General features: G+C 55.7%; 35 protein-coding genes. 1 reads left to right on the top strand and 34 read right to left on the bottom strand.

Going from position 1 to position 24,605, the window contains the following annotated elements:
• Nucleotides 1-81: 81 nt before the first annotated feature.
• Both CKW15_RS21480 and CKW15_RS21475 read right to left on the bottom strand, forming a co-directional pair.
• On the bottom strand, nucleotides 82-603 hold the full coding sequence (locus CKW15_RS21480; protein ID WP_095152663.1) for a single-stranded DNA-binding protein: 522 nt from the start codon (nucleotides 601-603) through the stop codon (nucleotides 82-84).
• 9 nt (nucleotides 604-612) lie between these two features.
• A complete protein-coding gene (locus tag CKW15_RS21475) occupies nucleotides 613-2,010 on the bottom strand; it encodes an MFS transporter (RefSeq protein ID WP_095152662.1) in 1,398 nt (465 codons plus the stop codon).
• Between the two features lie 191 nt (nucleotides 2,011-2,201).
• Here CKW15_RS21475 and uvrA point away from each other — a divergent pair, with 191 nt between their 5' ends.
• Complete coding sequence (gene uvrA / locus CKW15_RS21470) at nucleotides 2,202-5,036, top strand: excinuclease ABC subunit UvrA (RefSeq protein ID WP_095059506.1); 2,835 nt, start codon at nucleotides 2,202-2,204, stop codon at nucleotides 5,034-5,036.
• A gap of 64 nt (nucleotides 5,037-5,100) precedes the next feature.
• Here the strand turns inward: uvrA and bfr are convergent, their stop codons facing one another.
• The 32 genes from bfr to fusA form a co-directional block, all read right to left on the bottom strand.
• Nucleotides 5,101-5,565, bottom strand: a complete 465-nt coding sequence (gene bfr / locus CKW15_RS21465) for a bacterioferritin (RefSeq protein WP_095059507.1) — start codon at nucleotides 5,563-5,565, stop codon at nucleotides 5,101-5,103.
• Between the two features lie 148 nt (nucleotides 5,566-5,713).
• Nucleotides 5,714-7,168 (bottom strand): catalase, encoded by a 1,455-nt coding sequence (locus tag CKW15_RS21460; RefSeq protein WP_095059508.1) that lies wholly within the window; start codon nucleotides 7,166-7,168, stop codon nucleotides 5,714-5,716.
• A 238-nt stretch (nucleotides 7,169-7,406) separates the two neighbouring features.
• Entirely contained in the window at nucleotides 7,407-7,793 is a 387-nt protein-coding gene (rplQ, locus tag CKW15_RS21455; RefSeq protein WP_040071272.1) for a 50S ribosomal protein L17, read from the bottom strand.
• Nucleotides 7,794-7,835: 42 nt separating this feature from the next.
• On the bottom strand, nucleotides 7,836-8,837 hold the full coding sequence (gene rpoA, locus CKW15_RS21450; RefSeq protein WP_007970428.1) for a DNA-directed RNA polymerase subunit alpha: 1,002 nt from the start codon (nucleotides 8,835-8,837) through the stop codon (nucleotides 7,836-7,838).
• A 22-nt stretch (nucleotides 8,838-8,859) separates the two neighbouring features.
• The gene (gene rpsD, locus CKW15_RS21445) at nucleotides 8,860-9,480 is read right to left on the bottom strand and encodes a 30S ribosomal protein S4 (protein WP_003176404.1); all 621 of its coding nucleotides are present in this window, start codon (nucleotides 9,478-9,480) and stop codon (nucleotides 8,860-8,862) included.
• A gap of 18 nt (nucleotides 9,481-9,498) precedes the next feature.
• Nucleotides 9,499-9,888, bottom strand: a complete 390-nt coding sequence (rpsK, locus tag CKW15_RS21440; protein WP_002555466.1) for a 30S ribosomal protein S11 — start codon at nucleotides 9,886-9,888, stop codon at nucleotides 9,499-9,501.
• Nucleotides 9,889-9,918: 30 nt separating this feature from the next.
• Nucleotides 9,919-10,275 (bottom strand): 30S ribosomal protein S13, encoded by a 357-nt coding sequence (gene rpsM / locus CKW15_RS21435; protein ID WP_009045849.1) that lies wholly within the window; start codon nucleotides 10,273-10,275, stop codon nucleotides 9,919-9,921.
• Between the two features lie 130 nt (nucleotides 10,276-10,405).
• Nucleotides 10,406-10,522, bottom strand: coding sequence for a 50S ribosomal protein L36 (gene rpmJ, locus CKW15_RS21430; RefSeq protein WP_002555468.1), 117 nt, complete (start codon nucleotides 10,520-10,522; stop codon nucleotides 10,406-10,408).
• Between the two features lie 27 nt (nucleotides 10,523-10,549).
• Nucleotides 10,550-11,878: a preprotein translocase subunit SecY gene (gene secY, locus CKW15_RS21425; protein WP_042610655.1), complete on the bottom strand. Its 1,329-nt coding sequence runs from the start codon at nucleotides 11,876-11,878 to the stop codon at nucleotides 10,550-10,552.
• Nucleotides 11,879-12,316, bottom strand: a complete 438-nt coding sequence (rplO, locus tag CKW15_RS21420) for a 50S ribosomal protein L15 (RefSeq protein ID WP_003228720.1) — start codon at nucleotides 12,314-12,316, stop codon at nucleotides 11,879-11,881. It abuts the gene before it with no gap.
• A gap of 3 nt (nucleotides 12,317-12,319) precedes the next feature.
• Nucleotides 12,320-12,496 carry a 50S ribosomal protein L30 gene (gene rpmD / locus CKW15_RS21415; protein WP_003186033.1) on the bottom strand — a complete coding sequence of 59 codons (177 nt, stop codon included), beginning with the start codon at nucleotides 12,494-12,496 and terminating at the stop codon, nucleotides 12,320-12,322.
• Nucleotides 12,497-12,498: 2 nt separating this feature from the next.
• Nucleotides 12,499-12,999 (bottom strand): 30S ribosomal protein S5, encoded by a 501-nt coding sequence (rpsE, locus tag CKW15_RS21410; RefSeq protein WP_003186035.1) that lies wholly within the window; start codon nucleotides 12,997-12,999, stop codon nucleotides 12,499-12,501.
• 3 nt (nucleotides 13,000-13,002) lie between these two features.
• On the bottom strand, nucleotides 13,003-13,353 hold the full coding sequence (gene rplR, locus CKW15_RS21405) for a 50S ribosomal protein L18 (RefSeq protein ID WP_053162831.1): 351 nt from the start codon (nucleotides 13,351-13,353) through the stop codon (nucleotides 13,003-13,005).
• A 10-nt stretch (nucleotides 13,354-13,363) separates the two neighbouring features.
• Nucleotides 13,364-13,897, bottom strand: a complete 534-nt coding sequence (gene rplF / locus CKW15_RS21400) for a 50S ribosomal protein L6 (protein ID WP_003176412.1) — start codon at nucleotides 13,895-13,897, stop codon at nucleotides 13,364-13,366.
• Nucleotides 13,898-13,909: 12 nt separating this feature from the next.
• Nucleotides 13,910-14,302 carry a 30S ribosomal protein S8 gene (gene rpsH, locus CKW15_RS21395; RefSeq protein WP_003186040.1) on the bottom strand — a complete coding sequence of 131 codons (393 nt, stop codon included), beginning with the start codon at nucleotides 14,300-14,302 and terminating at the stop codon, nucleotides 13,910-13,912.
• A 209-nt stretch (nucleotides 14,303-14,511) separates the two neighbouring features.
• A complete protein-coding gene (gene rpsN, locus CKW15_RS21390) occupies nucleotides 14,512-14,817 on the bottom strand; it encodes a 30S ribosomal protein S14 (RefSeq protein ID WP_003176414.1) in 306 nt (101 codons plus the stop codon).
• Nucleotides 14,818-14,830: 13 nt separating this feature from the next.
• Nucleotides 14,831-15,370 carry a 50S ribosomal protein L5 gene (gene rplE / locus CKW15_RS21385; protein WP_003210069.1) on the bottom strand — a complete coding sequence of 180 codons (540 nt, stop codon included), beginning with the start codon at nucleotides 15,368-15,370 and terminating at the stop codon, nucleotides 14,831-14,833.
• Nucleotides 15,371-15,392: 22 nt separating this feature from the next.
• On the bottom strand, nucleotides 15,393-15,707 hold the full coding sequence (gene rplX, locus CKW15_RS21380) for a 50S ribosomal protein L24 (RefSeq protein WP_095059509.1): 315 nt from the start codon (nucleotides 15,705-15,707) through the stop codon (nucleotides 15,393-15,395).
• Between the two features lie 11 nt (nucleotides 15,708-15,718).
• Nucleotides 15,719-16,087: a 50S ribosomal protein L14 gene (gene rplN, locus CKW15_RS21375; protein ID WP_002555479.1), complete on the bottom strand. Its 369-nt coding sequence runs from the start codon at nucleotides 16,085-16,087 to the stop codon at nucleotides 15,719-15,721.
• Nucleotides 16,088-16,110: 23 nt separating this feature from the next.
• A complete protein-coding gene (gene rpsQ / locus CKW15_RS21370) occupies nucleotides 16,111-16,377 on the bottom strand; it encodes a 30S ribosomal protein S17 (protein WP_003176419.1) in 267 nt (88 codons plus the stop codon).
• Nucleotides 16,378-16,379: 2 nt separating this feature from the next.
• The gene (rpmC, locus tag CKW15_RS21365; RefSeq protein WP_002555481.1) at nucleotides 16,380-16,571 is read right to left on the bottom strand and encodes a 50S ribosomal protein L29; all 192 of its coding nucleotides are present in this window, start codon (nucleotides 16,569-16,571) and stop codon (nucleotides 16,380-16,382) included.
• Nucleotides 16,571-16,984: a 50S ribosomal protein L16 gene (rplP, locus tag CKW15_RS21360; protein WP_003228729.1), complete on the bottom strand. Its 414-nt coding sequence runs from the start codon at nucleotides 16,982-16,984 to the stop codon at nucleotides 16,571-16,573. The genes rpmC and rplP overlap by 1 nt, the downstream gene beginning before the upstream one ends.
• A gap of 12 nt (nucleotides 16,985-16,996) precedes the next feature.
• A complete protein-coding gene (gene rpsC / locus CKW15_RS21355) occupies nucleotides 16,997-17,683 on the bottom strand; it encodes a 30S ribosomal protein S3 (protein ID WP_008065719.1) in 687 nt (228 codons plus the stop codon).
• Between the two features lie 13 nt (nucleotides 17,684-17,696).
• Nucleotides 17,697-18,029, bottom strand: a complete 333-nt coding sequence (rplV, locus tag CKW15_RS21350) for a 50S ribosomal protein L22 (protein ID WP_003103908.1) — start codon at nucleotides 18,027-18,029, stop codon at nucleotides 17,697-17,699.
• An 11-nt stretch (nucleotides 18,030-18,040) separates the two neighbouring features.
• Nucleotides 18,041-18,316 (bottom strand): 30S ribosomal protein S19, encoded by a 276-nt coding sequence (rpsS, locus tag CKW15_RS21345; protein ID WP_002555486.1) that lies wholly within the window; start codon nucleotides 18,314-18,316, stop codon nucleotides 18,041-18,043.
• Between the two features lie 16 nt (nucleotides 18,317-18,332).
• Nucleotides 18,333-19,157: a 50S ribosomal protein L2 gene (gene rplB, locus CKW15_RS21340; protein ID WP_003210080.1), complete on the bottom strand. Its 825-nt coding sequence runs from the start codon at nucleotides 19,155-19,157 to the stop codon at nucleotides 18,333-18,335.
• A 14-nt stretch (nucleotides 19,158-19,171) separates the two neighbouring features.
• Nucleotides 19,172-19,471: a 50S ribosomal protein L23 gene (gene rplW, locus CKW15_RS21335; protein ID WP_002555488.1), complete on the bottom strand. Its 300-nt coding sequence runs from the start codon at nucleotides 19,469-19,471 to the stop codon at nucleotides 19,172-19,174.
• The gene (gene rplD, locus CKW15_RS21330) at nucleotides 19,468-20,070 is read right to left on the bottom strand and encodes a 50S ribosomal protein L4 (RefSeq protein WP_003228735.1); all 603 of its coding nucleotides are present in this window, start codon (nucleotides 20,068-20,070) and stop codon (nucleotides 19,468-19,470) included. Before rplD ends, rplW begins: the two co-directional genes overlap by 4 nt.
• Before the next feature lie 12 nt (nucleotides 20,071-20,082).
• Nucleotides 20,083-20,718 carry a 50S ribosomal protein L3 gene (gene rplC, locus CKW15_RS21325; RefSeq protein WP_003186059.1) on the bottom strand — a complete coding sequence of 212 codons (636 nt, stop codon included), beginning with the start codon at nucleotides 20,716-20,718 and terminating at the stop codon, nucleotides 20,083-20,085.
• A gap of 80 nt (nucleotides 20,719-20,798) precedes the next feature.
• Complete coding sequence (gene rpsJ / locus CKW15_RS21320; protein WP_003186070.1) at nucleotides 20,799-21,110, bottom strand: 30S ribosomal protein S10; 312 nt, start codon at nucleotides 21,108-21,110, stop codon at nucleotides 20,799-20,801.
• Between the two features lie 158 nt (nucleotides 21,111-21,268).
• Nucleotides 21,269-22,462: an elongation factor Tu gene (tuf, locus tag CKW15_RS21315; RefSeq protein WP_008053875.1), complete on the bottom strand. Its 1,194-nt coding sequence runs from the start codon at nucleotides 22,460-22,462 to the stop codon at nucleotides 21,269-21,271.
• Nucleotides 22,463-22,493: 31 nt separating this feature from the next.
• A complete protein-coding gene (fusA, locus tag CKW15_RS21310; protein WP_095059510.1) occupies nucleotides 22,494-24,599 on the bottom strand; it encodes an elongation factor G in 2,106 nt (701 codons plus the stop codon).
• Nucleotides 24,600-24,605: the final 6 nt, after the last annotated feature.

Below are 24,605 nucleotides of genomic sequence, written 5' to 3'. Positions count from 1 at the left end.
TTCACCAGCCATAAAAAACCCGCACTTCAGACCGAAGCGCGGGTTTTGTTTTGTCAGCTGGTCGCTTGAGGCTTGCAGCTGCTAGAACGGGATATCGTCATCAAAGCTGTCGAAATCCGGAGCCGGTTGCGGCGCAGCCTGTTGTGAGGCCGGAGCCGAACGCTGTTGCGGTGCCGACTGCTGCGGACGTGGAGCCTGCTGGCGCGGAGCGGATTGCTGGTAGTTGTTACCGCCGCCCTGAGGCTGCTGGTCACCCTGTGGACGGCCGCCCAGCAGTTGCATGGTGCCTTGCATGTCGACCACGATTTCAGTGGTGTAACGCTTGATACCGTCTTTTTCCCACTCGCGGGTCTGCAGCTTGCCTTCGATGTAGACCTGCGAACCTTTACGCAGGTATTCGCCGGCGATTTCCGCAACCTTGCCGAACATCGAAACACGGTGCCATTCGGTCTTTTCGACTTTCTGACCGGTTTGCTTGTCGGTCCACTGTTCGCTGGTCGCCAGACTCAGGTTGGTCACGGCGTTACCGTTAGGCAAGTAGCGAACTTCGGGATCCTGGCCGCAAGTGCCGACCAATATGACTTTGTTAACCCCACGGGCCATAACGTTCTCCTAGGCTACGCACGCTGCCCCGGCCGGGTTGTTCACCAGGCGCTCAAGGGTGGTGCGATCCAATAGTTCGGTGTCCAATTTGATGTAAATAGCCGCTTCTTCCGCGACGATCACTGCATCTGTTACCCCTACGACCGCCTTCAGGCGCTCGACCAGACCCGCTTCGCGGATCGCCTCAGGCGACAACGGCAAGCGCAGGCTCGTGACGTAGGGAGGTTCACGCATGGTAACAGCAAAGACCAGCCAGAGGGCAGCCAGACCGGCGCATCCGAGGAACACAACCGACAGACCGCCATGCTGGTACATCCAGCCGCCGAGAATGCCGCCCAGTGCTGACCCGAGGAACTGGCTGGTGGAGTAAACCCCCATCGCAGTGCCCTTGCCGCCTGCCGGTGAAACCTTGCTGATCAGCGACGGCAACGAAGCTTCCAGCAGATTGAAAGCGGTGAAAAACACCACCGTACCGATCACCAGAGCTCGCAAGCTGTCGCCGAACTGCCAGAAGAATAGCTCAGTGAGCAACAGCGTCACGACGGCGCCGAGTAAAACTCGTTTCATTTTGCGTTTCTTCTCGCCGTAGATAATGAACGGGATCATGGCGAAGAAAGAAATCAGCAGCGCAGTCAGGTACACCCACCAGTGCTGCTCCTTGGGCAGGCCGGCTTTTTCCACCAGGACCAGCGGCAAGGCAACGAAGCTCGACATCAACATGGCGTGCAACACAAAAATGCCCAGGTCCAGGCGCAGCAGGTCCGGATGCTTGAGCGTCGGCATCAGCGCCTGGCGCGCCACACCGGATTCACGATGCTGCAACGGCCCGGTGGACCGCGGCACCATGAACATCACGATCAAGATGCCGAACAACGCCATGCCGCCCGTGGCGAAAAACAACCCGGACAGGCCGAAAGCACGGGTCAACAATGGCCCTACAACCATCGCGACAGCGAACGACAGACCAATCGTCATCCCGATCATGGCCATGGCCTTGGTCCGGTGCTGCTCGCGGGTCAGGTCGGACAGCAACGCCATGACCGCCGCAGAAATCGCCCCGGCGCCTTGCAGGATCCGTCCGGCGATCACACCCCAGATCGAATCGGCATTGGCCGCCAGCACGCTGCCGAGGGCGAAGACAATCAGCCCCAGGTAAATCACCGGACGGCGACCGATACGGTCAGAAATGATACCGAACGGGATCTGGAAAACAGCCTGGGTCAGGCCGTATGCGCCAATCGCCAGCCCAATCAGGGCCGGGGTCGCACCCGCCAGATCCATCCCATAGGTCGCCAGCACCGGCAACACCATGAACATGCCAAGCATACGGAAGGCGAACACCAGCGCCAGACCGCTTGCTGCGCGGGTCTCGCTGCCACTCATACGCTCGCTGTGGGGATCGTGCATGGAAAAACCTCATGTGAACCGGCGGCGATTCTACCAGTCCCATCGATTGACGGGATATATCGCGACGCTTTGCCGCGCATTGCTGACACACTCTTCATGTAAGACAGTCACCCACTCGTTTGATAGTGTGCATCCATCCAGTATTTGGCCGTATACTCCTACGTTTTCGACGCCCGCCGAGCGAGGCCACTTTGGACAAGATCCTGATTCGTGGGGCTCGAACCCACAACCTGAAGAACATCGACCTGACCCTGCCACGGGACAAGCTGATCGTCATCACCGGCTTGTCCGGCTCCGGCAAGTCGTCATTGGCCTTCGACACCCTGTACGCCGAAGGCCAGCGCCGCTACGTCGAATCGCTGTCGGCGTATGCCCGGCAGTTCCTGTCGATGATGGAAAAGCCCGACGTCGACACCATCGAAGGCCTGTCGCCGGCGATCTCCATCGAACAGAAGTCGACCTCGCACAACCCGCGCTCAACCGTCGGCACCATCACCGAAATCTACGACTACCTGCGCCTGCTGTATGCACGCGTGGGTATTCCGCGCTGCCCGGATCACGACATCCCTCTGGAAGCGCAGACCGTCAGCCAGATGGTTGATTTGGTCCTCGCCGAACCGGAGGGCCGCAGGCTGATGCTGCTGGCCCCGGTCATCCGCGAGCGCAAAGGCGAGCACCTGTCGGTCTTCGAAGAGCTGCGCGCACAAGGCTTCGTCCGCGCCCGAATCAACGGCAAGCTCTATGAGCTGGACGAAGCACCCAAGCTCGACAAACAGAAAAAACACACCATTGATGTCGTGGTTGACCGCTTCAAGGTTCGCGCCGACTTGCAACAACGCCTGGCCGAATCCTTCGAAACCGCGCTGAAACTCGCGGACGGCATTGCCCTCGTGGCGCCGATGGACGACGAGCCGGGCGAAGAGATGATCTTCTCCGCACGTTTCGCCTGCCCGATCTGCGGCCACGCGATCAGCGAACTGGAACCCAAGCTGTTCTCCTTCAACAACCCGGCCGGCGCCTGCCCGACCTGCGATGGTTTGGGGGTGAAGCAGTTCTTCGACATCAAGCGTCTGGTCAACGGTGAATTGACCCTGGCCGAAGGTGCGATACGCGGCTGGGATCGGCGCAACGTCTATTACTTCCAGATGCTCGGGTCGCTCGCTGCTCACTACAAGTTCAGCCTGGAGGTTCCGTTCAACGAACTGCCAGCCGATCAGCAGAAATTCATCCTGCACGGCAGCGGCTCACAGAACGTCGACTTCAAATACCTGAACGACCGTGGCGACATCGTCAAACGGTCGCACCCGTTCGAAGGCATCGTGCCGAACCTGGAGCGACGCTACCGCGAAACCGAGTCGGCTTCGGTGCGCGAAGAGCTGGCCAAATTCCTTAGCACCCAATCCTGCCCGGATTGCCGAGGCACCCGTCTGCGCCGTGAAGCACGGCATGTGTGGGTTGGCGAGAAAACCCTGCCGGCGGTGACCAACCTGCCCATCGGCGATGCCTGCGAATACTTCGGCGGGCTGAAATTGACCGGCCGCCGTGGCGAAATCGCCGACAAGATCCTCAAGGAAATCCGCGAGCGTCTGCAGTTTCTGGTCAACGTCGGTCTGGATTACCTGTCGCTGGATCGCAGTGCCGACACTTTGTCGGGCGGCGAGGCACAGCGAATCCGCCTGGCCAGCCAGATTGGCGCCGGTCTGGTCGGCGTGCTGTACATCCTCGACGAACCTTCGATTGGCCTGCACCAGCGCGATAACGACCGATTGCTCGGCACCCTCAAGCACCTGCGCGACATCGGCAACACAGTGATCGTGGTCGAGCACGACGAAGACGCGATTCGCCTGGCGGACTATGTAGTGGATATCGGGCCGGGTGCTGGCGTGCACGGCGGGCATATCGTCGCTGAAGGTACGCCGGCCGAAGTCATGGCGCACCCCGACTCCCTGACGGGCAAATATCTGTCGGGCCGGGTGAAGATCAAAGTCCCGGCCAACCGCACGCCGCGCAACAAAAAGCTGACGCTGTCCCTCAACGGTGCTCGCGGCAACAATTTGCGCAATGTCGACCTGGAGATTCCGATTGGTCTGCTGACCTGCGTCACCGGCGTGTCCGGCTCGGGCAAGTCGACGCTGATCAACAACACGCTGTTCCCATTGAGCGCCACGGCACTTAATGGTGCAACGACGCTCGAGGCTGCCGCGCACGACAGCATCAAGGGCCTGGAACACCTGGACAAGGTCGTCGACATCGACCAAAGCCCTATCGGCCGTACACCGCGCTCCAACCCGGCGACTTATACCGGATTGTTCACGCCGATCCGCGAACTGTTCGCCGGCGTGCCGGAATCCCGCTCCCGCGGATACGGGCCGGGGCGTTTCTCCTTCAACGTGAAGGGCGGACGTTGCGAGGCCTGCCAGGGCGATGGCCTGATCAAGGTTGAAATGCACTTCCTGCCGGACATCTATGTCCCGTGCGACGTCTGCAAGAGCAAGCGCTACAACCGCGAGACGCTGGAGATCAAGTACAAGGGCAAGAGCATTCACGAAACCCTCGAAATGACCATCGAGGAAGCACGGGTATTCTTCGACGCGGTACCGGCTCTGGCGCGCAAGCTGCAAACGCTGATGGATGTCGGTCTGTCGTACATCAAGCTGGGCCAATCGGCGACCACACTGTCAGGCGGTGAAGCCCAACGGGTGAAACTGTCCCGCGAGCTGTCCAAACGCGATACCGGCAAAACCCTGTACATCCTCGACGAGCCGACGACCGGCTTGCACTTCGCGGATATCCAGCAATTGCTCGACGTGCTGCATCGACTGCGCGATCACGGCAATACCGTCGTGGTCATCGAACACAACCTGGACGTGATCAAGACTGCCGACTGGCTGGTGGACCTGGGGCCGGAAGGCGGCTCCAAGGGCGGCCAGATCATTGCGGTCGGCACCCCGGAGGAAGTGGCCGAGATGAAGCAATCTCATACCGGTTTCTACCTCAAGCCGCTGCTGGAGCGTGATCGGGCTTAACCTGGCCCCCATGAAAAAGCCCCTGTCACTTCATCAGTGACAGGGGCTTTTTTGTATTCGCAAATCAGGTGTGAGATTGCAGGTAGTTCTCGAGACCGATCAACTTGATCAGACCCAACTGCTTCTCGAGCCAGTAGGTGTGATCTTCTTCGGTGTCGTGTAATTGAACTCGCAACATTTCACGGCTGACATAGTCATTGTGCTGCTCACAGAGCTTGATGCCCTTGCACAGCGCAGCTCTCACTTTATATTCAAGGCGCAAATCCGCTTCGAGCATCTCTGTCACCGTGGTGCCGACATCGAGGTCGTCCGGACGCATGCGCGGCGTGCCTTCGAGCATCAGGATCCGGCGCATCAGCGCATCGGCGTGCCCTGCTTCTTCTTCCATCTCGTGGTTGATTCGTTCGTAGAGCTTGGTGAAACCCCAGTCCTCATACATCCGCGAGTGGACGAAATATTGATCACGCGCGGCCAGCTCGCCGGTCAGCAACGTGTTGAGGTAATCGATTACGTCTGGGTGGCCTTGCATCGCCCTACATCTCCCTGCTTGAAAGTTGTAGTTTGAACCACCCTGCCCATAACGTCACTCGCAATACGCAATAAAAGCGAAGATATTCAGAGAAAACCAGCCTAAATAACGCAAAAACCGCCCAAATAAGGGCGGTTCTGCTTCTCATTTAGACTTCGTTAAGCTGTACGTTGAGCAGCTTTGCGATTGCTTCTCCATACGCCGGATCAGCCTTGTAGAAATGCTGAAGTTGACGATCCACCACATCACTGGAGACACCGGCCATCGCACCGGCGATGTTGCTGACCAGCAGTGATTTCTGCACTTCAGTCATCAAGCGGAACAACGCGCCGGCATGGCTGTAGTAGTCGGTGTCTTCGCGATGATCATAACGATCGGCCGCGCCGCTCAGGGTCAAGGCAGGCTCCGCGAAATGAGGAGCCTGTTTGGGCGACTGTACATAGCTGTTCGGCTCGTAGTTCGGCGCTGCGCCGCCATTGCCGCCAAACGCCATCGAACCATCACGTTGATACGTATTGACCGGGCTACGAGGCGCATTCACCGGCAACTGCTGGTGATTGGTCCCCACACGGTAGCGATGAGCATCCGCGTAGGCAAAGACCCGACCTTGCAGCATTCGATCCGGTGAAAGACCAACGCCTGGCACCATGTTGCTGGGGCCAAATGCGGCCTGCTCAACTTCAGCGAAGTAATTTTGCGGGTTGCGATTGAGCTCCAGAACACCCACCTCGATCAGCGGAAACTCTTTCTGCGACCACGTCTTGGTGACGTCGAACGGATTCTCGTGATGAGCGGCAGCCTGGGCTTCGGTCATGATCTGAATGCACACAGTCCATTTCGGAAAATCACCGCGTTCAATGGCATTGAACAGATCGCGCTGGGCGTAATCCGGGTCAGTGCCGGCCAGGCGCGCAGCATCCGCTGGAGCCAGGTTCTTGATCCCTTGCTGGGTTTTGTAATGCCATTTCACCCAATGACGCTCGCCACTGGCGCTAATCAGGCTATAGGTGTGGCTACCGAAGCCGTGCATGTGACGGTAGCCGTCAGGAATACCCCGATCTGAAAACAGGATCGTGACCTGGTGCAGCGCCTCAGGCGAATGCGACCAGAAGTCCCACATCATCTGAGCGCTTTTCAGATTGCTTTGCGGCAGACGTTTTTGGGTGTGGATAAAGTCAGGGAACTTCAGCGGATCGCGGATGAAAAATACCGGCGTGTTGTTGCCAACAATGTCCCAGTTGCCTTCCTCGGTATAAAACTTCAGCGCGAAACCACGGGGGTCACGCTCGGTGTCCGCCGAACCGCGTTCACCACCGACAGTGGAGAACCGCAGGAAGGTTGGGGTTTGCTTGCCAACCGACTCAAACAGTTTCGCGCTGGTGTATTGACTGATATCGCGAGTGACCGTGAACGTACCGTATGCACCCGAGCCTTTCGCGTGCACGCGACGCTCCGGAATATTTTCACGGTTGAAGTGGGCAAGCTTCTCGATCAGGTGAAAGTCGTCGAGCAGCAACGGGCCACGGGGGCCGGCGGAACGGGAATTCTGGTTATCGGCAACGGGAGCGCCGCTGGCGGTTGTAAGCGTTGTGTTCTGACTCATGCGATCTTCCTTCCTCTGTCGGTCTTGAACTGCCGGCTAATCGGCTGAGGAGGAGTATTGATCATCAATGTGACACCTACAAATTCATTAACTTGCAGACATCGATAGATAATTTCTACTTATCCTCCCCACTACATCATGACGGCTTGGAGGAAGAAGAGACCTGAACAAACAACACATTTGTTTCAGACACAAAAAACCGGGCACTAGGCCCGGTCCTTTGTTTCAGACTGACGTCTTACTCGGCGGATACAGCTTCGCCGGCAGTAGCACGATCAACCAACTCGACGTACGCCATAGGCGCGTTGTCGCCAGCGCGGAAACCGCACTTGAGGATGCGCAGGTAGCCACCCTCACGGGTAGCGTAACGCTTGCCCAGGTCGTTGAAGAGCTTACCAACGATAGCTTTCGAACGAGTACGGTCGAAAGCCAGACGGCGGTTAGCAACGCTATCTACCTTGGCCAAAGTGATCAGCGGCTCAGCAACGCGACGCAGTTCTTTAGCTTTTGGCAGAGTAGTTTTGATCAGCTCGTGCTCGAACAGCGACACCGCCATGTTTTGAAACATGGCCTTGCGGTGCGAGCTGGTGCGGCTCAGGTGACGACCACTTTTACGATGACGCATGGTTCATTCCTTACCAAACACTACGTTCGGTGATTACGACGATCAGGCAGTCGCCTTGTCGTCCTTCTTAAGACTTGCAGGCGGCCAGTTGTCGAGGCGCATGCCGAGGGACAGACCGCGGGAGGCCAGAACGTCCTTGATTTCAGTCAAGGATTTCTTGCCCAGGTTCGGAGTCTTCAACAGCTCTACTTCGGTACGCTGAATCAGGTCGCCGATGTAGTAGATGTTTTCCGCCTTAAGGCAGTTAGCCGAACGTACAGTCAGTTCCAGATCGTCAACCGGGCGAAGCAGGATCGGATCGATCTCGTCTTCCTGCTCGACAACCACTGGTTCACTGTCACCTTTGAGGTCGACGAACGCAGCCAACTGCTGTTGCAGAATGGTTGCAGCGCGACGGATAGCCTCTTCAGGATCCAGGGTACCGTTGGTTTCCAGATCAATAACCAGCTTGTCCAGGTTAGTACGCTGCTCGACACGGGCGTTTTCCACCACGTATGCGATACGGCGAACCGGGCTGAACGAAGAGTCAAGCTGCAAGCGACCGATGCTGCGGCTTTCGTCTTCATCGCTCTGACGCGAGTCTGCCGGTTCATAACCACGACCACGAGCTACTACTAGCTTCATGTTCAGGGCGCCGTTAGACGCCAGGTTAGCGATTACGTGATCGGGATTAACGATCTCGACATCATGATCCAGCTGAATATCGGCAGCGGTAACCACCCCCGAACCCTTCTTCGACAAGGTCAGCGTAACTTCGTCACGACCGTGCAGCTTGATAGCCAGACCTTTAAGGTTCAACAGGATTTCAATTACGTCTTCCTGTACACCTTCGATGGCGCTGTACTCGTGGAGCACACCGTCAATCTCGGCCTCGACTACTGCACAGCCGGGCATTGAGGACAACAGGATGCGGCGCAGCGCGTTGCCCAGGGTATGGCCAAAGCCACGCTCGAGAGGCTCGAGAGTGATCTTGGCGCGGGTTGGACTGACAACCTGCACGTCAATGTGACGGGGTGTCAGGAACTCATTTACCGAAATCTGCATGGATGCACCTATTTTCTAGCCCTTACTTGGAGTAGAGCTCGACAATCAGGCTTTCGTTGATGTCGGCGGACAGATCACTGCGAGCTGGAACGTTCTTGAAAACGCCCGACTTCTTCTCAGTGTCTACTTCTACCCATTCTACGCGGCCACGTTGGGCACACAGATCGAGAGCTTGGACAATGCGAAGTTGATTTTTTGCTTTCTCGCGAACAGCAACCACGTCACCAGCACGAACCTGGTAGGACGGTACGTTAACGGTCTGACCGTTTACGCTGATCGACTTGTGCGATACCAGCTGACGGGATTCGGCACGAGTCGAACCAAAGCCCATACGGTATACAACGTTGTCCAGACGGCATTCGAGCAGTTGCAGCAGGTTTTCACCGGTTGCACCTTTCTTGCCAGCAGCTTCTTTGTAGTAGCCGCTGAATTGACGCTCGAGAACGCCGTAGATACGACGGACCTTCTGCTTTTCACGCAGTTGGGTGCCGTAGTCGGACTGGCGACCGCGGCGTTGGCCGTGGATACCAGGTGCTGCTTCAATGTTGCACTTCGATTCGATCGCGCGCACGCCGCTCTTCAGGAAGAGATCGGTGCCTTCGCGACGAGCGAGTTTGCATTTTGGACCAATGTAACGAGCCATTCTTTACAATCTCCTGGATTACACGCGGCGCTTCTTCGGCGGACGGCACCCGTTGTGCGGGATTGGCGTCACGTCGGTGATGCTGGCGATCTTGTAGCCACAGCCGTTCAAAGCGCGGACTGCGGATTCACGACCTGGACCTGGACCTTTGACATTGACGTCGAGGTTTTTCAGGCCGTATTCCAGCGCAGCTTGACCAGCACGTTCAGCAGCTACTTGAGCAGCAAACGGGGTGGACTTGCGGGAACCGCGGAAACCCGAACCACCGGAGGTAGCCCAGGAAAGAGCGTTACCTTGACGGTCGGTAATGGTCACGATGGTGTTGTTAAAAGATGCATGGATGTGGGCGATGCCATCAACCACTGTCTTTTTAACTTTTTTACGAGGACGAGCAGCAGGTTTTGCCATGATTAAATTCCTGTCGATTCGCTGGGGCGATTACTTGCGGATCGGCTTACGCGGACCTTTACGGGTACGCGCGTTGGTCTTGGTACGCTGACCGCGTACTGGAAGACCGCGACGATGACGCAGACCGCGATAGCAACCGAGGTCCATCAAGCGCTTGATTTTCATGTTGATTTCGCGACGCAGGTCACCTTCAGTGGTGAACTTCGCCACTTCGCCACGCAGCTGTTCAATTTGCTCGTCGCTCAGATCTTTGATCTTTGCTGCTGGGTTTACCCCAGTCTCTGCACAAATTTTCTGTGCAGTAGTGCGACCAACACCATAGATGTAGGTCAGCGAGATAACAGTATGCTTGTTATCTGGAATGTTAACGCCTGCAATACGGGCCATTCAGTGGGACTCCAATTGACAGCTACCTACGCCCCGGAAGCCAAGAAATAGGGCGCGAGATAATATCGCTGTAATAACAAATAATCAACCCGGTAGCGCACTAGCTACCGGGCTTGAAGCACAATCACACTCAGCCTTGGCGCTGTTTGTGACGCGGTTCCGCGCTGCAAATTACTCGAACAACACCTTCGCGGCGAATAATCTTGCAGTTACGGCACAGCTTTTTCACCGATGCACGAACTTTCATCACCAACTCCTCGAACCTTATGGGTACTCAGCGCAACATGCCGCTGCCGTAACCCTTCAGGTTGGCTTTCTTCATCAGGGATTCGTACTGGTGCGAAACGAGGTGCGATTGTACTTGGGACATGAAGTCCATCACAACCACGACGACGATCAGCAACGAGGTCCCGCCAAGGTAGAACGGAACGTTGGCTGCGACCACCAGGAACTGGGGCAACAGGCACACGGCCGTCATGTAAAGAGCACCGAACATGGTCAAGCGAGTCAGAACGCCGTCAATGTAGCGCGCAGACTGCTCACCTGGACGGATGCCCGGAATAAAGGCACCGGACTTCTTCAGGTTTTCCGCTACGTCTTTCGGATTGAACATCAACGCCGTATAGAAGAAGCAGAAGAAAATAATCCCTGCACTAAACAGCAGAATATTCAACGGCTGACCAGGAGCGATCGACTGCGAGATGTCCTGCAACCAGCCCATACCTTCAGACTGACCGAACCAGGCACCCAACGAAGCCGGGAACAGCAAAATGCTGCTCGCGAAAATAGCCGGAATAACACCGGCCATGTTCACCTTCAGCGGCAAGTGGCTAGTCTGCGCAGCGAAGACCTTGCGGCCCTGCTGACGCTTGGCGTAGTGAACAGCAATACGACGCTGACCACGCTCAATGAACACCACGAAACCGATAATCGCTACTGCCAGCAAACCGATGGCAACCAAGGCGAAGATGTTGATATCGCCCTGACGTGCAGACTCGAAAGACTGCCCGATCGCTCTCGGAAGACCGGCGACGATACCCGAAAAAATCAACATCGAGATACCGTTGCCAACACCACGCTCAGTAATCTGCTCACCCAGCCACATCATAAACATCGCACCAGCCACAAATGTGGTTACCGCGACGAAATGGAAGCCAAAGTCACCAGTGAACGCAACGCCCTGCCCCGCCAGACCAATGGACATGCCAATAGCCTGAACGAGAGCGAGAACGACAGTGCCGTAGCGGGTGTACTGGCTGATCTTGCGACGGCCAGCTTCACCTTCCTTCTTCAACTGCTCCAGCTGCGGGCTGACGGCGGTCATCAATTGCATGATGATCGATGCCGAAATGTACGGCATGATCCCCAGTGCAAAGATGCTCATCCGCTCCAGCGCGCCGCCGGAAAACATGTTGAACAAGCTAAGAATGGTCCCCTCATTCTGTCGAAACAGGTCCGCGAGTCGGTCCGGGTTGATACCTGGAACCGGGATGTGTGCGCCTATTCGGTAGACGATAATCGCCAGGAACAGAAAACGCAGACGAGCCCAGAGTTCAGACATACCGCCTTTGCCGAGCGCAGAGAGAGCACCTTGCTTAGCCATTTATTCCTCGAACTTGCCGCCAGCTGCTTCGATAGCCGCACGCGCACCTTTGGTGGCGCCGATTCCCTTGCCGATAGTGACAGCGCGAGTCACTTCACCGGACAGCATGATTTTCACACGCTGTACGTTGACGTTGATCACGTTGGCATCTTTCAGGGACTGCACGGTGACGATGTCGCCTTCCACTTTAGCCAGCTCGGACAAACGCACTTCTGCGCGATCCATGGCTTTCAGGGAAACGAAACCGAACTTCGGCAGGCGACGATGCAGCGGCTGTTGACCGCCTTCAAAGCCTGGAGCAATGGTGCCACCGGAGCGGGAGGTCTGACCTTTGTGGCCACGGCCACCGGTCTTACCCAAACCGCTACCGATACCACGGCCCGGACGATGCTTTTCGCGACGGGAACCCGGCGCTGGACTCAGATCATTGAGTTTCATCGATTAACCCTCGACACGCAGCATGTAGTAAGCCTTGTTGATCATCCCGCGATTCTCGGGAGTATCCAGGACTTCTACAGTGTGACCGATGCGACGCAGACCAAGACCCTTAACGCACAGTTTGTGGTTAGGGATGCGGCCGGTCATGCTTTTGATCAGCGTAACTTTAACGGTAGCCATGATCAGAAGATCTCCTTGACGCTTTTGCCACGCTTGGCGGCAATGGATTCAGGAGACTGCATAGCCTTCAAACCTTTGAAAGTGGCGTGAACCACGTTTACCGGGTTAGTCGAGCCGTAGCACTTGGCCAGAACGTTCTGAACGCCAGCAACTTCGAGGACAGCACGCATAGCGCCGCCAGCGATGATACCGGTACCTTCAGAAGCAGGCTGCATGTACACCTTCGAAGCGCCGTGAGCGGACTTCATTGCGTACTGCAGAGTGGTGCCGTTCAGATCAACTTGGATCATGTTGCGGCGAGCAGCTTCCATTGCCTTCTGGATCGCAGCAGGCACTTCACGCGACTTGCCACGGCCGAAGCCAACACGGCCTTTACCATCACCAACCACGGTCAACGCGGTGAAAGTGAAGATACGGCCGCCTTTAACGGTTTTGGCTACGCGGTTAACTTGAACCAGCTTCTCAATGTAGCCTTCGTCGCGCTTTTGGTCGTTATTTGACATAACTTAGAACTCCAGCCCAGCTTCACGAGCAGCATCAGCCAGCGCTTTAACGCGGCCGTGGTACTTGAAGCCAGAGCGGTCGAAAGCCACTTGCGAGACGCCAGCGGCCTTAGCACGCGTAGCGACCAGCTGGCCAACCTTAGTGGCCGCGTCGATGTTGCCGGTGGCACCATCACGCAGTTCTTTATCCAAAGTCGAGGCGCTTGCCAGGACTTTGCTGCCGTCGGCCGAAATGACCTGGGCGTAGATGTGCTGCGAAGAGCGGAACACGCAGAGACGCACGACTTCGAGTTCGTGCATTTTCAGGCGTGCTTTGCGAGCGCGACGCAGTCGAGTAACTTTTTTGTCGGTCATTTGCTATGCCCTACTTCTTCTTGGCTTCTTTACGACGGACGACTTCGTCCGCGTAGCGCACACCTTTGCCTTTGTACGGCTCTGGTGGACGGAAGTCGCGGATCTCGGCGGCCACTTGACCTACCAGCTGCTTGTCGATGCCCTTGATCAGGATATCGGTCTGGCTAGGAGTCTCAGCGGTGATGCCTTCCGGCAGTTCGTAATCCACTGGATGCGAGAAGCCAAGAGCCAGGTTCAGCACTGTGCCTTTTGCTTGCGCTTTGTAACCAACACCGACCAGCTGGAGCTTGCGCTCGAAGCCTTGGCTTACGCCTTGGACCATGTTGTTTACCAACGCACGAGTGGTACCAGCCATTGCGCGAGTTTGTTGATCGCCATTGCGAGCAGCGAAACGCAACTCACCGGCTTCTTCAACGATCTCAACGGACGAATGGATGTTCAGTTCAAGAGTGCCCTTGGCACCCTTCACCGAAAGCTGTTGGCCTGCGAATTTTACTTCGACACCGGCTGGCAGCTTAACGGGGTTCTTAGCGACGCGAGACATGCTTATCCCCCCTTAGAACACAGTGCAAAGAACTTCGCCGCCGACACCGGCAGCGCGCGCAGCACGATCAGTCATCACACCCTTGTTGGTGGAGACGATAGACACACCGAGACCGCCACGAACTTTTGGCAGATCATCGACGGACTTGTACTGACGCAGGCCTGGACGGCTAACGCGCTTCACTTCTTCGATAACCGGACGGCCTTCGAAGTACTTCAGCTCGATGGACAGCAGTGGTTTGATTTCGCTGCTGATCTGATAACCCGCAATGTAACCTTCGTCCTTCAGGACTTTGGCAACAGCTACCTTCAACGTGGAAGATGGCATGCTTACGACGGACTTTTCAGCCATCTGGGCATTACGGATACGAGTTAGCATGTCCGCTAACGGGTCCTGCATACTCATGGGCTAGACGCTCCTAATACAAAAAAATTAGCCTTGCGGCTATTACGTGTCGCCGAGAATCTCCGAGCATGAAAAACACGGGCTCAGGCGAGCCGGGTATTCTAGACACACTCCGGAAATGAAACAAGCCCCAAAAGGGGCTTGTTTCAGATTCAAGGCCACCGGTGGTCAGGATCTTTCGATCCTGGACACCGAGACTTTGACAGTACTTACCAGCTGGCTTTAACCAGACCCGGTACGTCACCACGCATGGCAGCTTCACGCAGTTTGTTACGGCCGAGGCCGAACTTGCGGTAAACGCCGTGTGGACGACCGGTCAGGCGGCAGCGGTTACGCATGCGCGAAGCGCTTGCGTCACGTGGCTGCTTCTGCAGAGCTACTGTAGCTTCCCAACGCGCTTCTGGACTTGCGTTCAGATCAACGATGATAGCTTTCAGTGCTGCACGCTTTTTGGCGTACTTGGCAACCGTGAGCTGACGCTTCAGCTCGCGGTTTTTCATGCTCATCTTGGCCATGGTCCTACTCCAATCAGTTGCGGAACGGGAATTTGAACGCACGCAGCAGAGCGCGGCCTTCATCATCGTTCTTGGCAGTGGTGGTCAGGGTGATGTCCAGACCGCGGAGAGCATCGATCTTGTCGTAGTCGATTTCCGGGAAGATGATCTGCTCTTTCACGCCCATGCTGTAGTTACCACGACCATCGAAGGACTTGGCATTCAGGCCGCGGAAGTCGCGAACCCGAGGCAGGGAGATCGACAGCAGACGATCCAGGAACTCGTACATACGCTCACGGCGCAGGGTCACTTTGACGCCGATCGGCCAACCTTCACGGACTTTAAAGCCAGCGATGGATTTCCGAGCGTAGGTCACAACGACTTTCTGGCCGGTGATCTTTTCCAGGTCAGCAACAGCGTGCTCGATGACTTTTTTGTCGCCGATCGCTTCGCCCAGACCCATGTTCAGGGTGATTTTGGTAACGCGCGGAACTTCCATCACGTTCGAAAGCTTAAGTTCTTCCTTAAGTTTCGGAGCAATTTCCTTCCGGTAAATCTCTTTTAGTCGTGCCATGGTCTCATCTACCTAGCAGTGTTCAAGCATCAACCGCTTTTTGGGTCGACTTGAAGACACGAATTTTCTTGCCGTCTTCTACTTTGAAACCAACGCGGTCAGCCTTGTTGGTTTCGCTGTTGAAAATGGCGACGTTAGAAGCATCCAGTGGAGCTTCTTTTTCGACGATACCGCCCTGCACGCCCGACATCGGGTTAGGCTTGGTATGACGCTTGACCAGGTTCAGACCACCAATAACCAGACGGTTGTTAGCGAGAACCTTAAGCACCTTACCGCGCTTACCTTTGTCTTTGCCGGCGATCACGATGATCTCGTCGTCACGACGAATCTTTTGCATGTCGGATCTCCTTACAGCACTTCTGGGGCGAGCGAGACGATCTTCATGAACTTCTCAGTACGAAGTTCACGGGTCACTGGCCCAAAGATACGGGTGCCGATCGGCTCTTGCTTGTTGTTCAGAAGAACAGCAGCGTTGCCATCAAAGCGGATAATGGAGCCATCAGCACGGCGTACGCCGTGACGAGTGCGGACTACAACAGCAGTCATCACTTGGCCTTTTTTCACTTTACCGCGAGGAATTGCTTCCTTGACGGTAACTTTGATGATGTCACCGATACCAGCGTAACGACGATGGGAGCCACCCAGCACCTTGATGCACATAACACGGCGAGCGCCGCTGTTATCGGCCACATCGAGCATGGATTGAGTCTGAATCATATAATTTCTCCGACCCCTAGTCCTTAGACTTCCACAGCGCGTTCGAGAACATCAACCAGCGCCCAAGACTTGGTCTTGGCCAAAGGACGAGTTTCACGAATAGTGACTTTGTCGCCGATGTGGCACTGATTGGTTTCGTCGTGCGCGTGCAGCTTAGTCGAACGCTTAACGTATTTACCGTAGATCGGGTGCTTAACGCGACGCTCGATCAGAACGGTGATGGTTTTGTCCATCTTGTCGCTGACAACACGGCCAGTCAGCGTACGGACAGTTTTTTCGGCTTCAGCCATGATTACTTACCTGCCTGCTGGTTGAGCACAGTCTTCACGCGAGCGATGTCACGCTTAACTTGCGAGAGCAGATGAGACTGCCCCAACTGGCCAGTTGCTTTCTGCATACGCAGATTGAACTGGTCGCGCAGCAAGCCGAGCAGTTGCTCGTTCAGCTGCTGTGCGGATTTTTCACGAAGTTCATTCGCTTTCATCACATCACCGTCCGTTTAACAAAGGAGGTGGCGAGCGGCAGCTTTGCAGCAGCCAGGGCGAAAGCCTCACGCGCCAGCTCTTCAGAAACACCCTCGATTTCATACAGGACTTTGCCTGGCTGAATCTGGGCAACCCAGTATTCGACGTTACCCTTACCTTTACCCATCCGAACTTCGAGTGGCTTCTTGGAAATAGGCTTGTCCGGGAATACACGGATCCAGATCTTGCCGCCACGTTTTACGTGACGGGTCAGTGCACGACGCGCTGACTCGATCTGACGAGCGGTGAGACGACCACGAGCAACAGACTTCAGCGCGAACTCGCCGAAGCTGACTTTGCTACCGCGCAATGCCAGGCCACGGTTGTGACCAGTCATTTGCTTGCGGAACTTCGTACGCTTTGGTTGCAACATTTGGCGTACCCCTTACTTAGCAGCTTTTTTACGAGGCGCTGGTGCTTGTGGTTTCAGTTCTTCTTGGCGACCACCAATTACTTCGCCTTTGAAGATCCAAACCTTTACACCGATCACACCGTAAGTGGTGTGAGCTTCGTAGTTGGCATAGTCGATGTCGGCACGCAGGGTGTGCAGTGGCACACGACCTTCGCGATACCATTCAGTACGTGCGATTTCAGCACCGCCGAGACGACCGCTCACTTGGATTTTGATGCCTTTGGCACCAATGCGCATGGCGTTCTGTACAGCGCGCTTCATAGCGCGACGGAACATTACACGACGCTCCAGCTGCTGAGCTACGCTCTGCGCAACCAGCATACCGTCGAGCTCCGGCTTGCGGATCTCTTCGATATTGATGTGCACAGGCACACCCATTTGCTTGGTCAGGTCCTGACGCAGTTTCTCAACATCTTCACCTTTCTTCCCGATAACGATACCTGGACGAGCGGTGTGGATGGTGATACGTGCAGTTTGGGCCGGACGATGGATATCGATACGGCTTACGGACGCGCTTTTTAGTTTGTCTTGGAGATACTCACGCACCTTCAGATCTGCGAGCAAATAGTCCGCATAAGTCCGACCGTCTGCGTACCAGACGGAGGTGTGCTCCTTGACGATTCCCAGGCGAATGCCAATGGGATGTACTTTCTGACCCATCTCTTCGACTCCGTTACTTGTCAGCAACCTTGACAGTGATATGGCAAGACCGCTTGACGATGCGATCAGCACGGCCTTTGGCACGTGGCATGATGCGCTTCAGCGAACGCCCTTCGTTGACGAAAACGGTGCTGACCTTGAGGTCATCAACGTCTGCGCCTTCGTTATGCTCGGCGTTGGCTACGGCCGACTCCAGCACTTTCTTCATGATCTCGGCGGCTTTCTTACTGCTGAAAGCCAACAGGTTGAGCGCTTCGCCCACCTTCTTCCCGCGGATCTGGTCGGCGACCAAGCGGGCTTTCTGGGCGGAGATTCGAGCGCCCGACAACTTAGCGGCTACTTCCATTTCCTAACCCCTTAACGCTTGGCTTTCTTGTCTGCCACGTGCCCGCGATAAGTGCGGGTACCGGCGAACTCGCCCAGTTTGTGGCCGACCATGTCTTCGTTCACGAGAACTGGGACGTGCTGGCGACCGTTGTGTACTGCGATGGTCAAACCGACCATTTGTGGCAGGATCATCGAACGACGCGACCAGGTTTTCACCGGCTTGCGATCGTTCTTTTCCGCCGCCACTTCGATCTTCTTCAGTAGGTGAAGATCGATAAAAGGACCTTTTTTCAGAGAACGTGGCACTGTCGTATCCCTCTATTTACTTGCGACGACGGACGATCATTTTGTCGGTACGCTTATTACCACGAGTCTTCGCGCCCTTAGTCGGGAAGCCCCATGGCGATACCGGATGACGACCACCAGAGGTACGACCTTCACCACCACCATGTGGGTGGTCAACCGGGTTCATGGCAACACCACGAACGGTTGGGCGAACGCCACGCCAGCGTTTGGCACCAGCTTTACCCAGCGAACGCAGGCTGTGCTCGGAGTTCGAGACTTCGCCCAGGGTCGCACGGCATTCAGCCAGAACTTTACGCATCTCACCGGAACGCAGACGCAGGGTAACGTACACACCTTCACGAGCGATCAGCTGAGCCGAAGCACCAGCGGAACGAGCGATCTGTGCGCCTTTACCTGGCTTCAATTCGATGCCGTGTACGGTGCTACCAACTGGAATGTTGCGCAGTTGCAGAGCGTTGCCCGGCTTGATCGGCGCCAAAGCACCTGCGATCAGCTGGTCGCCAGCGCTCACGCCTTTAGGGGCGATGATGTAGCGACGCTCGCCATCTGCGTACAGCAGCAGAGCGATGTGAGCAGTACGGTTTGGATCGTATTCGATACGCTCGACAGTGGCAGCGATGCCATCTTTGTCGTTGCGACGGAAGTCGACCAGACGATAATGCTGCTTATGACCACCACCGATGTGACGAGTGGTAATACGGCCATTGTTGTTACGACCACCAGTCTTCGATTTCTTCTCGAGCAGCGGTGCGTGAGGAGCGCCTTTATGCAGCTCCTGGTTGACCACCTTGACCACAAAACGGCGGCCAGGGGAAGTCGGTTTGCATTTAACGATTGCCATGATGCACCCCTTCCTTACTCAGCACTGCTGCTGAAATCGAGATCTTGGCCTGGTTGAAGGGAGATAACTGCCTTCTTCCAGTCATTACGCTTGCCCAGACCGCGAGCAGTGCGCTTGCTCTTACCCAGAACGTTCAGGGTAGTAACACGCTCTACTTTCACGCTGAACAGGCTTTCGACGGCCTTCTTGATTTCCAGCTTGGTTGCGTCAGTAGCAACCTTGAAAACGAACTGGCCTTTCTTGTCTGCCAGAACCGTAGCCTTCTCGGAAACGTGCGGGCCAAGCAGAACTTTAAATACGCGTTCCTGGTTCATCCCAGCAGCTCCTCGAATTTCTTCACGGCCGACACGGTGATCAACACCTTGTCGTATGCGATCAGACTAACTGGATCGGAACCTTGCACGTCACGTACATCAACGTGTGGCAGGTTACGAGCAGCCAGGTACAGGTTCTGATCAACAGCGTCCGACACGATCAAAACGTCGGTCAGGCTCATGTTGTTCAGCTTGCCCAGCAGGTCTTTGGTTTTCGGCGTTTCAACGGCGAAATCCTGAACCACAACCAGACGATCAGTACGCACCAGCTCAGCAAGGATGGAACGCATTGCTGCGCGATACATCTTCTTGTTCAGCTTCTGGGAGTGATCCTGAGGACGAGCTGCGAAAGTGGTACCGCCGCCACGCCAGATTGGGCTACGGATAGTACCGGCACGAGCACGGCCAGTACCTTTCTGACGCCAAGGGCGCTTACCGCCACCACGAACGTCGGAACGGGTCTTTTGCTGCTTGCTACCTTGACGGCCGCCGGCCATGTAGGCCACGACTGCTTGGTGAACCAGCGTCTCGTTGAATTCGCCGCCAAATGTCAGTTCGGAAACTTCGATCGCTTGAGCGTCATTTACATTTAATTGCATGTCAGCTTCCCCTTAACCGCGAGCCTTGGCTGCTGGACGTACAACCAAGTTGCCGCCAGTAGCGCCAGGAACAGCGCCCTTGACCAACAACAGATTGCGTTCAGCGTCCACGCGCACTACTTCGAGGGACTGCACGGTCACGCGCTCAGCGCCCATATGACCGGACATTTTTTTGCCCTTGAATACACGACCAGGAGTCTGGCACTGGCCGATAGAGCCTGGAACGCGGTGGGATACGGAGTTACCGTGGGTATTATCTTGCCCGCGGAAATTCCAACGCTTGATCGTACCCTGGAAGCCTTTACCCTTGGACTGACCGGTTACATCAACCAGTTGACCAGCGGCGAAGATTTCAGCGTTGATCAGATCGCCGGCCTGGTACTCGCCTTCTTCAAGGCGGAATTCCATTACGGTACGACCAGCGGCAACGTTCGCTTTAGCGAAGTGGCCAGCCTGAGCTGCTGTTACACGCGAAGCACGACGCTCGCCGACAGTGACTTGCACTGCACGATAGCCATCGGTCTCTTCAGTTTTGAACTGGGTGACGCGATTCGGCTCGATCTCAATGACCGTGACCGGAATGGAGACACCTTCTTCGGTGAAAATACGGGTCATACCGCATTTACGACCGACTACACCAATAGTCATGTTGTAAACCTCATGAGTGTACGGGGCTTTCACCCGCTATGGCCGCCCATTTCAGAGCGTTACACGACTAAGACCGAGTCTTAGCCGAGGCTGATCTGCACTTCCACACCGGCCGCAAGATCAAGCTTCATAAGAGCATCAACGGTTTTATCCGTTGGCTGGACGATGTCCAGAACGCGCTTATGAGTGCGGATCTCGTACTGGTCACGCGCGTCTTTGTTGACGTGCGGGGAGACCAGAACGGTGAACCGCTCTTTACGGGTAGGCAGTGGAATTGGACCACGCACTTGAGCACCAGTACGTTTCGCGGTTTCCACGATTTCCTGGGTTGATTGGTCGATCAGGCGATGGTCGAAAGCCTTCAACCTGATACGGATTTGCTGATTTTGCATTGGATTTCAGACTCCGGCTGCTATTCCCACCGAGCGCAATACGCCCGTTAAAAGGAGGCGCAATTCTATAGACGCCCCAGATAGGTGTCAACCCAATAAAAAAGCCCCCGCTGAGCGGAGGCTTTTTCAAAGCATCGAAGCTATCTCAAAAGAGACGCTTACTCGATGATTTTGGCTACGACGCCAGCGCCGACGGTACGACCGCCTTCACGGATAGCGAAACGCAGGCCGTCTTCCATTGCGATGGTCTTGATCAGGGTAACTTCCATCTGGATGTTATCACCTGGCATTACCATTTCAACGCCTTCTGGCAGCTGGCAGTTACCAGTCACGTCAGTAGTACGGAAGTAGAACTGTGGACGGTAGCCTTTGAAGAACGGAGTGTGACGACCGCCTTCTTCCTTGCTCAGAACGTAAACTTCTGCGGTGAACTTGGTGTGCGGCTTAACCGAACCTGGCTTAACCAGAACCTGGCCACGCTCAACGTCGTCACGCTTGGTACCACGCAGCAGAACGCCGCAGTTCTCGCCAGCACGACCTTCGTCGAGCAGCTTGCGGAACATTTCAACACCGGTGCAGGTGGTGGTGGTGGTGTCACGCAGACCAACGATTTCCAGTGCATCTTGAACGCGAACGATACCGCGCTCGATACGACCAGTCACAACAGTACCACGACCCGAGATCGAGAATACGTCTTCGATTGGCATCAGGAATGGCTTGTCGATAGCACGCTCTGGTTCTGGGATGTAGCTGTCCAGAGTTTCAACCAGTTTACGAACGGCAGTGGTGCCCATTTCGTTGTCGTCTTTGCCTTCCAGCGCCATACGAGCCGAACCGATGATGATTGGAGTGTCATCGCCCGGGAAGTCGTAGGTGGACAGCAGGTCGCGAACTTCCATCTCGACCAGTTCCAGCAGCTCAGCATCGTCTACCAGGTCAGCCTTGTTCAGGAAAACCACGATGTACGGAACGCCTACCTGACGGGACAGCAGGATGTGCTCACGGGTTTGTGGCATCGGACCATCAGCGGCCGAGCAAACCAGGATCGCGCCGTCCATCTGGGCAGCACCGGTGATCATGTTCTTCACGTAGTCAGCGTGACCTGGGCAGTCAACGTGAGCGTAGTGACGGATCTTCGAGTTGTACTCGACGTGCGCGGTGTTGATGGTGATACCACGAGCTTTTTCTTCTGGCGCGCTGTCGATTTTATCGAAATCAACGATTGCGGAACCGAAAACTTCGGAGCAAACGCGAGTCAGAGCTGCGGTCAGAGTGGTTTTACCATGGTCAACGTGACCGATGGTGCCAACGTTGACGTGCGGAAGGGAACGATCAAATTTTTCTTTAGCCACGACAATTAACTCCTAGCCTAAAGGGGCTGAATCAGCCTTGTTTTTTGGTTACAGTTTCGACGATGTGCGACGGAGCTGTATTGTATTTTTTGAATTCCATAGAGTAGCTTGCGCGACCCTGGGACATGGAACGAACGTCGGTCGCATAACCGAACATCTCGCCCAACGGAACTTCAGCACGAATTACTTTGCCGGAGACCGTATCTTCCATACCCAAAATCATGCCGCGACGACGATTGAGGTCGCCCATCACGTCACCCATATAGTCTTCAGGCGTAACAACCTCAACCGCCATGATCGGCTCAAGCAACTCACCACCGCCCTTCTGGGCCAGTTGCTTGGTCGCCATGGAAGCTGCCACCTTAAACGCCATCTCGTTCGAGTCGACGTCGTGGTAAGAACCATCGAACACGGTAGCCTTCAGGCCGATCAGCGGATAGCCGGCAACAACGCCGTTCTTCATCTGCTCTTCGATACCCTTCTGGATTGCCGGGATGTATTCCTTAGGAACCACACCACCTACCACTTCGTTCAGGAATTGCAGACCTTCCTGACCTTCGTCAGCAGGAGCAAAACGAATCCAGCAATGACCGAACTGGCCACGACCGCCGGACTGACGAACGAACTTGCCTTCGATTTCGCAGCTCTTCGTGATGCGCTCACGATAGGAAACCTGAGGCTTACCGATGTTGGCTTCGACGTTGAACTCACGGCGCATCCGGTCAACCAGGATGTCCAGGTGCAGCTCGCCCATGCCAGAGATGATCGTTTGACCAGTCTCTTCATCAGTTTTGACGCGGAAAGACGGGTCTTCCTGAGCAAGCTTGCCCAGAGCGATACCCATTTTTTCCTGGTCATCCTTGGTCTTAGGCTCTACGGCAACCGAAATAACCGGCTCCGGGAAGTCCATGCGAACCAGGATGATTGGCTTATCAGCGTTGCACAAGGTTTCACCAGTGGTGACGTCCTTCATGCCGATCAGGGCCGCGATGTCGCCAGCGCGCACTTCCTTGATCTCTTCACGGGCGTTTGCGTGCATCTGCACCATACGACCCACGCGCTCTTTCTTGCCCTTGACCGAGTTGATCACGCCGTCGCCGGAGGCCAACACGCCCGAGTAAACGCGGACGAAGGTCAAAGTACCCACGAATGGGTCGGTAGCGATCTTGAACGCCAGAGCCGAGAACGGCTCGTTGTCGTCTGCATGACGCTCCATTTGCTTTTCCTCGTCATCCGGGTCTGTACCCTTGATGGCAGGAATGTCGCTTGGAGCAGGCAGGTAGTCGATAACGGCGTCGAGAACCAGGGGAACGCCCTTGTTCTTGAAGGAAGAACCGCAAACAGCAAGAACGATCTCACCAGCGATAGTACGCTGACGCAGAGCGGTCTTGATTTCCTCGATGGTGAGCTCTTCACCCTCCAGGTACTTGTTCATCAGCTCTTCGCTGGCTTCAGCCGCAGCCTCAACCATGTTGCTGCGCCACTCTTCAGCCAATTCCTGCAGCTCAGCAGGGATAGCCTCACGACGTGGAGTCATGCCTTTGTCAGCATCGTTCCAGTAAACCGCTTCCATGGTCATCAGATCGATCTGACCCTGGAAGTTGTCTTCGGAACCGATAGCCAACTGGATTGGCACCGGGGTGTGACCCAGACGCTGTTTGATCTGAGCGATCACGCGCAGGAAGTTCGCACCAGCACGGTCCATTTTGTTCACGTAAACGATACGTGGAACACCGTACTTGTTGGCTTGACGCCATACGGTTTCGGACTGAGGCTCAACACCGGAAGTACCACAGAACACAACGACCGCGCCGTCGAGTACACGCAGGGAACGCTCAACTTCAATGGTGAAGTCTACGTGGCCCGGGGTGTCAATGACGTTGAAACGGTAGTTGTCTTTGTGCTGCTTCGCAGAACCCTGCCAGAAAGCGGTAATAGCAGCAGAAGTAATGGTAATACCACGCTCCTGCTCCTGAACCATCCAGTCCGTGGTCGCGGCGCCGTCATGCACCTCGCCCATCTTGTGGCTTTTGCCAGTGTAAAAAAGGACGCGCTCGGTGGTGGTGGTTTTACCAGCATCCACGTGAGCAACGATACCAATGTTACGGTAGCGATTAATCGGTGTAGTACGAGCCATAAAGCC

Origin of the sequence: Pseudomonas sp. Irchel s3b5, from assembly GCF_900187435.1 — a bacterium.
Lineage (GTDB): Bacteria > Pseudomonadota > Gammaproteobacteria > Pseudomonadales > Pseudomonadaceae > Aquipseudomonas.
Note: the sequence above shows the minus strand (reverse complement) of the source record. Positions and strands in the feature narration are given on the sequence as shown.